Origin of the sequence: Streptomyces sp. MS191 (assembly GCF_008042125.1) — a bacterium.
Classification (GTDB): domain Bacteria; phylum Actinomycetota; class Actinomycetes; order Streptomycetales; family Streptomycetaceae; genus Streptomyces.
This window is the reverse complement of sequence record NZ_RDBI01000063.1, coordinates 35,539-46,934: the sequence shown is the minus strand read 5'-3', so window position 1 is coordinate 46,934 and position 11,396 is coordinate 35,539. Positions and strand designations below refer to the sequence as shown.

Sequence of the window (11,396 nt, the reverse complement as noted above, 5' to 3'; positions counted from 1 at the left end):
ACCCGGCACGGCCTGCGGCTGACCCCCGAGCAGTGGCGGACGCTGGGCCGCCGTGCCGCCGAGGCGGGCGTCACCGCCTCCGGCGCCCTGCTCCAGGCCTTCGCCGAGACCGTCGGCCGCTGGAGCCGCACCCCGCGGTTCACCCTCAGCCTCACCGTGCAGAACCGGCTTCCCCTGCACCCCGACGCCGACCGCGTCATCGGCGACTTCAGCTCCACCAGCCTGCTCGCCGTCGACCTCGACGAGGGCGCGACCCTCCTCGACCGCATGCGGACCGTGCAGGCGAGGCTCTGGGAGGACATGGACCACCGGCTCTGCTCGGGCGTCGAGGTCCTGCGCGAACTGGCCCGTCGCCGGGGCCGCACCGAGGCACTGCTGCCCGTCACCTTCACCAGCACCGTCACCGGGACCGGGACCGGGACCGAGCCCGCGCCCTCCCTGATGCCGCACGGCGAGCTCGTCCACGGCATCACCCAGACCCCCCAGGTCTGGATCGACTGCCAGGTCATGGAGGACGGCGGCGGCCTGCTCGCCCACTGGGACGTGCGCGACGGCGTACTGCCCGACGGCGTCGTGGACGACATGTTCGCCGCCTTCGCGGAGCTGGTCGAGCGGCTCGTCGACGGGAACACCGTCTGGGAGCACCCCGAACCCGTGGAGCTGCCCGCCGGCCAGACGGCGCGCGTCGCACGGGCCAACGACACCGCCGCCCCGCGCCGGACCGGGCTCCTGCACGACGAGGTCGTCGCCCAGGCCGTCCGCACCCCGGACCGCGTCGCCGTCGTGACCCCCACCCGGACCCTGAGCTACGGCGAACTCCTCGGCCGCGCCAGGTCGGTGGCGGTCGCCGTGGCCGACGCCGGCTGCCGGCCCGGGGAACGCGTCGGCATCGTGATGGACAAGGGCTGGGAGCAGGTCGCCGCCGTGCTCGGTGTGCTCCTCGCCGGCGGGGTCTACCTGCCCGTGGACACCACCCAGCCCCCGCTGCGCCGGAACGCCGTACTCGCCGACGCAGGGGCCCGCCTGGTCCTCACCCAGTCCGCGCTGCTGCCCTCGCTCGGGCTGCCCGCGGGGCTCCCGGCCGTCGGGGTCGACACCCTGGGGCCCGCGGACCGCGCGTTCGGCCACCGCACGGCCCCCGACGACCTCGCGTACGTCATCTACACCTCCGGCTCCACCGGCACCCCCAAGGGCGTGATGATCAGTCACGCCGCCGCCCGCAACACCGTCGACGACGTCAACGCCCGGTTCGGCGTGACCGCCGGCGACCGGGTGCTCGGACTCGCCCAGCTCGGATTCGACCTCTCCGTCTACGACGTCTTCGGCCCGCTGGCGGTCGGCGGCGCCCTGGTCCTGCCCGACCCCGCGCGCCGCGGCGACCCCGCCCACTGGGCCGAGTTGCTGGCCGGGCACGGCGTCACGGTGTGGAACTCCGTCCCCGCCCAGATGCAGATGCTGGAGGAGTACCTCCGCGGCAGGCCCGGGACCGACGTCTCCCGGCTGCGGCTCGCCCTGCTCTCCGGCGACTGGCTCCCGGTCACCCTGCCCGACGCCGTCCGCCGCCGGATCCCCGGACTGCACGTGGTCAGCCTCGGCGGCGCCACGGAGGCGGCGATCTGGTCGATCTGCCACCCGGTGGCGGAGGTCGACCCCGCCCTGCGCAGCATCCCGTACGGCAGGCCGCTGGCCAACCAGCGCTTCCACGTGCTGGACGGCCGGATGCGGGAGTGCCCCGCCCATGTCACCGGCGAGCTGTACATCGCGGGAGCCGGACTGGCCCTGGGCTACCTGGGCGACGCCGAGCGCACCGCGGAACGGTTCGTCACCCACCCCGCCACCGGTGAACGCCTCTACCGCACCGGCGACATGGGGCGCCGGCTCGACGACGGCACCATCGAGTTCCTCGGCCGGGTCGACCGGCAGGTCAAGCTCAACGGGCACCGGGTCGAGCTCGCCGAGGTCGAGGCCGCGCTCCAGACCCACCCCGCGGTGGAGCTCGCCGCGGCCACGATCCAGGGCGAGGGCGGCGCCCGCCGCCTGGTGGCCTTCGCCGAGCCCGGCCGGGCCGAGGCACCCGCGCTCCCGGCCCGGCTGCGGGAGACCGCGGCGGCGGGCGGGGCCGAGACCGTACGCGACGTCTCCGACGCCGAGACGACCGAGATGGTCGAACTCCTCGACCTCTCCGCCCTCCAGTCGATGGCAGCCCTCCTGCGCTCCTGCGGCCTCTTCCCCGAGCCCGCCTCCGAGCACACCCTGGAGGAGGTCGTCGAGGCCACCGGGGCGGCCCCGGAGAACCACTACCTGGTGCTGCGCTGGCTCACCGCCCTGGAACACGAGGGGCGGCTCACCCAGGACCCCGACACCGGCCGCTACCGGGCCCTGCGCGCCGACAGCCGGGAACGGCACGAGGAGGTGCTGCGACGGATCGACGCCCTCGAACCCCGCATCGCGTGGGGCGCCGAACTCGTCCGCTACCACCGGGTGTCCGAGCAGCACCTCGCCCCGCTGCTGCGCAACGAGATCGACCTCAAGACGCTGCTCTTCCCCGAGGGCCGCCTCGACACCGCCGAGGCCGCCTACCGGGACAACCTGATCAGCCGCCACAACAACGCGGCCGTCGTGGCCGCGCTCCAGGAGATCGCCCGCCGGCACCGCGGCCCCGAACCGCTCCGGCTCCTCGAGATCGGCGCCGGCGTGGGCGGCACGAGCACCGTGCTCGTACCGGCACTCGACGGCCTGGGCGTCGACTACCTCTTCACCGACCTGTCCCACTTCTTCCTCACCGCGGCCGAGGAGCGCTTCCGCGCCCACCCCTGGGTCCGCTACGGCCTCTTCGACCTGAACCGCGACTACCGGGCCCAGGGGCACGCGCCGAACTCCTTCGACGTCATCCTGCTGGCCAACGTGCTGCACAACTCCGTGCACGCCGAGAAGGTGCTCGCCCGGCTGCGCGAACTCCTGGCACCCGGCGGCTGGCTGGTCTTCATCGAGGCCACCCGCGACGCCTACCACGTCATGACCTCGATGGAGTTCAACGCGGGGCTGCACGGCTTCGAGGACGAGCGCCGGGAGACCGGACAGACCTTCTTCGGCCGCGAACAGTGGCTGCGGATGCTGCGCGGCGCCGGCGCCGAGGTCGCCGTCTGCCTGCCCGACGAGGGCACCGCGCTCGACCGCATCGGCCAGCACGTCTTCGTCTCCCGCTTCAAGGCCGACCGTGCGCAGCTGCGCCCCGAGACGCTGCTCGGCCACCTCCGCGACCGGCTCCCCGGCTACATGATCCCCGCCGAACTCCAGGTCGTGGACCGGGTTCCGCTCACCGGCAACGGCAAGATCGACCGGGCCCGGCTGGACGCCTGGACCGCCTCGGCGGCGCGGGGCCGGGTCGACGAGGGCGGTGACGCGCCGCACGAGGGCATGGAGCAGACCCTGGCCGCCCTGTGGACGGACGTCCTGCCGGTCACCACCGTCGGCCGCGACGCCGGCTTCTTCGACCTCGGCGGCGACTCGCTGCTGGTGGCCCGCCTGGTCACCCGGATGCGCGAACGGCTCCCCGAGGCCGCCGACCTCGAATGGGACGACCTGCTGCGCCTGGTGATGAACCGGCCGACCGTGGCCGCGCTCGCGGCCCGCCTGGCCGCCCCGCGGGAGACCCTCTCCGGCCCCGCCGGAGCCGCACCCGCCTCCCCGTTCGTCCGGATCAGCGAGGCGCCGGCCGGCGCGCGCGACACGGTGCCGCGGATCCTGGTGCACGACGGCACGGGCACGGTCATCCCGTACCGCGGGGTGATCGGCGAACTCGCCGACCGGATGGCGCTCGCCGCGCTCGTCGTCGACGACATCGACGCCTTCCTCAAGGCGGACCCCCGCACGCAGGTGGCCGAACTCGCCGAACGGCACGCGGAGGCCCTGCTCGCCGAGGGGCTCCGGCAGGTCCACCTCGTCGGGTACTGCATGGGCGGTCTGCTGGTCCCCGAACTCGCCCGGCGGCKGACCGCCGCCGGCGTGGAGGTGACCGGACTGACCGTCATCAGCAGCTACCGGGTGCCGTACCTGGTGGAGGACGACCTGCTCGCCGAGTACATCTTCGCCCGGCTCATGCGGGCCGACCTGGTCGCCCTCGGCTATCCCGAGGACGAGGCGGCGACGCGCGAACTCGTCGAGGCGGCCACCGCCGAGCACGGCGACACCGTGCCCCGGGGCAGCCTCGTCGACCGGCCCGCCGACACGCTGTCCGGGCGGGGCCGCGAGGCACTGCGGGCCTTCCAGGCCCTCGCGGAACGCCCCCAGGAGGAGCGGCTCCGGGCCATCGGCGCGGGCATGCCGGTGGAGGACGCCGCACTGCGCTCCGAGGAACGCCTCACCCGGCTGTTCCGCATCGTCAAGCACAGCCTCGTGTCGGTCGCCTCGCACGAGCCGACCCCCTGCGACGTCCCGGCGACCTTCGTCCGCCAGACCGGGGAGGCGGAGATCTTCCCCGGCATGCACGACGACATGACGGACTACTGGCAGCGGGTCTGCGGCGCGGGTCTGCGCATCGTGGACGTGCCCGGCGACCACTTCAGCTGCGTACAGCCGCCGCACGCCCGTTCCGTGGCGCGGGCGCTGCTGCCCGGGGAGGAGCGGTGACCGGCGCCCCGCCCGTGATCGGCGTCCTCGGCGGATACGGCGCGGTCGGCGTGGCCGCCGCCCGCGTCCTCACCGCCGGGGGCGGGCTCCGGCTGCGGATCGGCGGCCGGGACGCCGAGGCGGCGGCACGCTGTGCCGCCGCCCTCGGCGGGGCCGCCGCGGGCGTGGCGGCCGACGCCCTGGACGACGACTCCCTCGGCCGTTTCGTCCACGGCTGCGACGTCGTCCTCAACTGTGCCGGGCCCGCCTATGTACTGGGAGACCGCCCCCGGCGGGCGGCGGCCGCCGCCGGCGCCGACTACGTGGACGTGATGGACGGATCGGGTCCCGGCGGGGCGCCGGCGGGCGAGGGCACGGTGGTGCTCTCGGCCGGCGTCGCGCCGGGTCTGTCGGGACTGCTGCCCCGCCTCCTCACGGAGGGCGCCGGGGGACGGCCGGGGTGGCCGGAGCCGGGCGCCGCCCGGTTCACCGGCTACTACGTCTCGCTCGGCGCCTTCACCCGCACGGGCGCGACGGACTACCTGATGAGCATGGACCGCGGCTACGGAACGCCCCGGGCGCAGTGGCGCGACGGGCGCGTCGTGCCGGGCGCCCTGAGGGTGGCCGAGGAGTGCGTGGTGGCCGGGGTGCCGCACCCGGTCACCGCCCACCCCTACCTCACCCGGGAGTTGACGGCCCAGGCGCGGGCGCTCGGTCTGGCGGAGGCCCGCTGGTACAACGCCTTCGACGGCCGGCACCTGCTCGACGCGCTGAACCGCTCCCGGGCGGCGGGCGACGCCGGGGCGGGCGGCGACCGGGCGGGCGGCCCGGCCGCGCAGGCGGACGCCGTGGTGCGGGCCAGCGCCCTGGACGCACTCGGGCGGACCCCGTACCACGTGCTGTGGGGCGTCCTGGAGCCCCTGGAGCCGTCCCGTGACCCGTCGGCCGAGTACCCGGTGCGGCGCCGCACGGCGCTGATCCGGGGCGAGGACGGCTCGGCGATGACGGGCGTGGTCGGCGCGGTCGCGGCGCGCGAGGTGGCCCTCGGCCGGGTGCGCCCCGGGATCCACCGGGCCGCGTCCGTACTGCCGCCCCGGCTGGTCACGGACGCGCTGCGGCGCCATCTGCCCGGCACGGTCGTCACCGTCTCCGACGGGGAGCCGGCGCGGAAGGCCGTCGCGGTGTCCACGGCGGGGGACGACATGGAGGACGGCGTGCTGTAGGGGGTTCTCCTCCTCCGGGCGCCCGGCCCGCCGGCCGCACGTCGGCGGGCCCGCTCACGGCGGTGGCTCGGACGGATCCTCCGTCCGAGCCACCGCCGTTCGCGCGATCCGGTGGGCATCAGGCCGGATCGCACACCAGGGGCCGCCCGGGCGGGGCGAGTTCGACGCCGAAGTCCTTCAGCCGGTGGAGGCTGTCCCGGACGACGGCGGCGCCCTCGTCGAGGTCGGCGTGGTCGACCGGGGCCATGGCCATCCGTTCCAGGCACTTCTCGACGGCGATGTTGGTGGTGTGGTCGTGCCGGGGCATCAGCCAGTGCTGGTAGTCGTGCTGCCAGAGGCTCAGCACCGCCTTGTCGTTGGTCAGCCGGACCTTGTCGAGGGTCTCCTTCTGGAGCCGGGCGGCCTGGGCGCTGTCCATGCCGATGTGGGACCAGGGCGAGGCCGGGTCCGTCGGGTCGTCCGCGACGATCCGCAACTCCTCCCGGTCCTGCCACAGCGGCATGGTCTCGTCGGTGATGGAGAACTTGGAGAGCGCGAAGTGCCCGGAGTACTCGTGCAGCAGGTAGTCCTGCGTGTCCTGGAACATCTCCGGGTCCTCACCCGGATATCCGACGATGAACAGGCCGTAGTAGGAGAGCCCGCCCTCGCTGAGGAGTTCGACCGCGCGACGGTTCTGCTTGACCGAGACGCGCTTGCTCATCCGCTTCAGCGTGGCGTCGTTCATCGACTCGAACCCGATGTGCAGCTGGAAGCAGTGCGCGGCCTCCAGGCCGGCGACCAGCTCGGCCGAGTTGATGGTGTTGGCCCGGCTGAACCCCTCCCACCTCGGCACTCCCGAGCCGGGCAGGATCTCCAGGAGCCGGCGCAGCCGGGTCGGCGGAATGGTGAACGTCGAGTCCATGGCCGAGATGGAGTCCGCGGCGTTCCGCTCGGCGTACGCGATCCAGTCGTCGCGGATCTTCTCCGCCGACTTGTACCGCCATTTCGGAGAGGCGGCCGGAAAGGAACAGAATTTGCAGTCGAAGGGGCAGCCCCGCATGGACTCGTACGGAATGATCGGCTGATTTCCGATGACCAGCGGCGACGGGAAATCCTCGATGTCGACGTATTCGGTCGGATTGATGCGGATGTTGTCCTCGTCGCGCCACACCAGATTGGGCACGGCGCTCAGTTCGCCGCGCCCGGACAGCGCGTCCAGCGTGCGCGGCAGCGCGATCTCGCCGTCGCCGCGGACCACGGCGACGATCTCCGGGTGGTCGCGCAGCGCGGACATGAACTTCAGGTTGGTGAACTGCCCGCCCGTCACGATCCCCGTGCCGGGCAGGTTCTCCCGGACCCAGGCCACGGCCGCGCCCAGGATCGGGCCGTTCCAGATGTACGTGGTCGACAGCAGGACGTAGTCCACGTCGCCGACCGGGGCCTTGGCGCGCCCTTCCCAGACGTCCTCCAGGTCCACGCGCTCGAAGCAGTGACCACTGTTCTCCAGGATGGACAGGAGGGTGACGGTGGTCAGATGGGGCGCCGTGTCCGCGCGGGGCCGGAGCAGGGCGTACTCCGTGCCCGCCCGGGTGAAGGCGAGGCGGCCGAGGGCGAGGTCCGGGGCGCCGGCGCGGCGGAGCATCTCCCGGGCGCGCTCGGGGGTCTCGGCGGCGAAGAGCGAGCCCTCCAGATAGGGCGAATTGATGTTGGCGGGCCCGAGCCCGCTCAGAAGGAGAAAGCGCACGCGTACCCGCTCCCGTTGGGATTGTGGTGACCGCCCCTGGCAGGGGTTGCGGCCGATCCTTTCAACCCCGTCCTGGGCATCGTCTGGGTGGAATCTCGATGCGGAAACGCCCTGGTGGAGACCGTGGCCGAGGTGGTTCGGGGAGCGCTCGGAAGCCCGGTGAGGCGGTTGCGACGCAGGTTCTTATACGTGTAAAGTTATCTCTCGGTATTCACGGATCTTGCCGTCCGCCCGTGGTCGCGCGACCGCGCCCGCGGGCCGGACGGTCGCGCCTGAGAGGTGGGGAACCCCATGGCCACGGCAGAGGGTCTGCACAGCCGTGCCGAAAGCCGGGAGGCGGTCGGCGACGGCGGTCCCGGGAACGATCCGGCCGGTGCGGCGACGACACCCAGGCAGGTGCTCCTGCGGCTGCTCCGCCCCTACCGCGCCGGCATCGTCGCCGTCTTCGTCCTCCAGATCGTCGGCTCGCTCGCCGGTCTCGCGCCGCTCCTCGCGGTCGTGGAACTCGGCCGGGTGCTGCTCGCGCCGGGCCCGGCCGACCACGGCGCCGCCTGGACCGCCGTGTGGATCGGCGTCGCCGGCCTGCTCGTCCGGGTGGTGCTCACCGCCGCCTCCGGCGGCATCGCGCACCTGGTCGACGGGCGGATCCAGCTCACGCTGCGCAGGCTGCTCGCCCAGCGGCTGGGGAAGGTGCCGCTCGGCTGGTACTCCCGCCGCAGCTCGGGCGAGATCAACGGCGTGGTGCAGGGCGACGTCGACCAGCTGCACCACCTCATCGCCCACGCGCCGGTGGAGGCCACCTCCGCCGTCGTGGTGCCGCTCGCCTCGCTCGCCTACCTGGCCTGGGTGGACTGGCGCCTGACGCTCGTCGCGCTCGTCCCGGTGCTCCTCGGCCTGGTGCTGCACCGCGCGCTGATGACCGAGGAACGGCAGAGCGAGGGACGGAAGATGGGCGAGGCGATGGGCCGCATCGGCGCCGCCTCCGTGGAGTTCGTCGAGGGCATCTCCGTCGTCAAGACCTTCGGCGGCGGCGGCCGGGCGCACCGGCGCTACCGCAAGGCCGCCGACGACTTCGCCGACTTCTTCCTGCGCTACGTGGCGGGCGCCGCCGGACTCGCCTCGCTGGCCGCCCTGGTGCTGTCACCGCCCTTCGTCCTGCTGCTGGTCTGCGCCGGCGGCACGGCACTGATCGCGGCGGACGCCATGCCGCCCGCGGACCTGCTGCCCTTCCCGCTGCTCGCGGTGGCGCTCACCGCACCCATCGCCGCCCTGGGACACGGCCTCGACAACGTCCGCGCCGCCGAGGCGTCCGCCGAGCGGATCCGGGCGATGCTCGACGTCCCGCCGCTGCCGGAGCCGGCCCACCCGGCCGAACCGCGTGGTCACCGCGTCGAGTTCCGCGGCGTCGGCTTCTGCTACGACGAGGGCCGTCCCGTCCTGGACGGGGTGGACCTGACCCTCGAACCCGGCACCACCACCGCACTCGTCGGCCCGTCCGGCGCCGGCAAGTCCACCCTCGCCCAGCTCGTCCCGCGCTTCGCCGACCCGACGAGCGGCGCCGTGCTGATCGGCGGCGTCGACGCCCGCGAGATCGCCACCGACCGGCTCTACCGCAGCGTCTCCTTCGTCCTCCAGGACGTCCGGCTGCTGCGGGCGAGCATCGCCGACAACATCGCCCTGGCCGTACCGGACGCCGACCGCGCGGACGTCGAACGGGCCGCCCGCGCCGCCGGAATCCACGAGCGCGTCCAGGCGATGCCCCGCGGCTACGACTCCGTCATCGGCGAGGACGTCGGCCTCTCCGGCGGCGAGGCCCAGCGCCTGTCGATCGCCCGGGCCCTGCTCGTCGACGCGCCGGTCCTCGTCCTGGACGAGGCCATGTCCTTCGCCGACGCCAAGACGGAGGCGGAGATCCGCGCCGCCCTGGAGACCCTGGCGCGGGGCCGTACCCGACTCGTCATCGCCCACCGGCTGGAGACCGTGGTCCGCGCGGACCGGATCGTCGTCATGGAGGGCGGACGCGTCGTGGAGAGCGGTGACCACCACGAACTGATGCGGATGAACGGCAGGTTCGCCGCCATGTGGCGTGCCCAGCACGCCCGCGCCGGCCAGGAGAGGGAGACCCACTGATGATCAGGCTGCTGCTGCGAGTCCTGGGCGAGCGGCACTCGGGACCCCTGCGCCGCACCGTCGCGGCGATGTCCGTGTGCGCGGTCTTCGAAGGGCTGTCGTACGCGCTGCTCATCCCCCTGCTGGACGCCCTCCTCGACGGCGACGCCGGCGCCGCCGCGCCCTGGCTCACCGCCTTCGCCGTGGCCGTGATCGTCACGTCGGTCCTCGGCTACCTCAGCGACAAGTCCGGCTTCCGAACCGGCGGCGAGCTCTCCCGCGGACTGCACCACCGGCTCGGCGACCACCTGGCCGCGCTGCCGCTCGGCTGGTTCACCCCCGGCCGCGTCGGCGACGTCTCCGGCCTCACGAGCCGCAGCGTCATGGGCGTCATGTCGGTACCGGCGCACCGGCTGCGCCCGCTGATCAACGCCACCCTGATCCCGCTGACCACGGTCGTGGTGCTCTTCGTCTTCGACTGGCGGATCGCGCTGGCCGGACTCGTCGCCGCGCCCCTCGTCGCCGGCGTGCAGCGCTGGACCTCGCGGGCCACCGCGCAGCAGGACGCGGACCGGGCCCGGAGCAGCGACGACGCGGCCGGCCGGGTCGTCGAGTACGTCCGTGCCCAGCCCGTGCTGCGCGCCGGCGGCCGGACGGGCGAGCGCTTCGCCCTGCTCGACGACGCGCTGAACGAGCAGTGGCGCACCAGCCGGCGGGCCGCCCTCGGCGGCGTACCGGGCATGCTCGGCCTCAGCTTCTCCGTCCAGGCCGTCTTCACCGCCGTCCTGGCCCTCGGCGTGCACCTCGCGCTGGACGGCGACCTGGGCGCCGCCGAACTCCTCGCGATCATGGTCCTGGCCGCCCGCTGTGTGGACCCGTTGTTGTCCCTCGCCGACCTGGGCGGGATCATGCGGGCCTCCCGCGGCGAACTGGAGCGCATCGACGCGGTCCTCACCGAACCGCCGCTGCCGCACACCGAGAACCCGCAACTGCCCGCCCACCACGGCGTCACGCTCGACTCCGTGACCTTCCGGCGCGGAGACCGCACGGTGCTCGACGGACTCTCCCTGGACGTCGGGGAGGGGCAGCGGGTCGCCATCGTCGGCTCCTCCGGTGCCGGCAAGAGCACCCTGCTCCAGGTCGTGGCCCGCTTCCACGACGTCGACCAGGGCTCCGTGCGCCTCGGCGGTGTCGACGTCCGCGACATCGACACCGAACAGCTGATGGCCGGCCTCTCCGTGGTCTTCCAGGACGTGTACCTCTTCGAGGGCACCATCGAGGACAACGTCCGCATCGGCCGGCCCGACGCGACGGCGGAGGAGGTACGCGGAGCCGCCGCCGCGGCCTGCCTGGAAGAGGTGGTGGAGCGACTGCCCGACGGCTGGGACACCCAGGTCGGCGAGGGCGGCACGTCGCTGTCCGGCGGCGAGCGCCAGCGGGTCTCCATCGCCCGCGCCCTGCTCAAGGACGCTCCCGTCCTGCTCCTCGACGAGGCCACCTCGGCCCTCGACCCGGAGAGCGAGGCCGCCGTCCAGGAGGGACTCGACCGGCTCATGGTGGGCCGGACGACCCTCATGGTCGCCCACCGGCTGCGTACGGTCGAACAGGCCGACCTCATCGTCTTCCTGGAGGACGGCGGGATCGTCGAACAGGGCACCCACGAGGAACTCCTGCGGCACCAGGGCCGCTACGCCGAGTTCCGGCGAATCGCCGCGCTCGCCGCGGCGTGAACG

The 11,396-nt window shown here is 73.8% G+C and carries 5 protein-coding genes; 4 read left to right on the top strand and 1 reads right to left on the bottom strand.

Annotated features, from left to right (window positions below; genetic code table 11):
* Together EAO71_RS26505 and EAO71_RS37895 are read left to right on the top strand one after the other, a co-directional pair.
* Positions 1 to 4,629 (top strand): amino acid adenylation domain-containing protein (locus EAO71_RS26505; protein WP_222723588.1); only part of this gene is annotated, 4,629 nt, incomplete at its 5' end.
* Positions 4,626 to 5,831, top strand: a complete 1,206-nt coding sequence (locus EAO71_RS37895) for a saccharopine dehydrogenase NADP-binding domain-containing protein (protein ID WP_187282838.1) — start codon at positions 4,626 to 4,628, stop codon at positions 5,829 to 5,831. The genes EAO71_RS26505 and EAO71_RS37895, both read left to right, overlap by 4 nt.
* Before the next feature lie 118 nt (positions 5,832 to 5,949).
* Here EAO71_RS37895 and EAO71_RS26490 read toward each other — a convergent pair whose 3' ends face one another.
* Positions 5,950 to 7,554, bottom strand: coding sequence for a B12-binding domain-containing radical SAM protein (locus EAO71_RS26490; protein WP_147980341.1), 1,605 nt, complete (start codon positions 7,552 to 7,554; stop codon positions 5,950 to 5,952).
* Between the two features lie 291 nt (positions 7,555 to 7,845).
* Between EAO71_RS26490 and EAO71_RS26485 the strand changes: the two genes are divergently transcribed.
* Both EAO71_RS26485 and EAO71_RS26480 read left to right on the top strand, forming a co-directional pair.
* Complete coding sequence (locus EAO71_RS26485; RefSeq protein ID WP_147980340.1) at positions 7,846 to 9,684, top strand: ABC transporter ATP-binding protein; 1,839 nt, start codon at positions 7,846 to 7,848, stop codon at positions 9,682 to 9,684.
* Entirely contained in the window at positions 9,684 to 11,393 is a 1,710-nt protein-coding gene (locus tag EAO71_RS26480) for an ABC transporter ATP-binding protein (RefSeq protein WP_147980339.1), read from the top strand. Before EAO71_RS26485 ends, EAO71_RS26480 begins: the two co-directional genes overlap by 1 nt.
* The last annotated feature ends 3 nt before the right edge of the window (positions 11,394 to 11,396 follow it).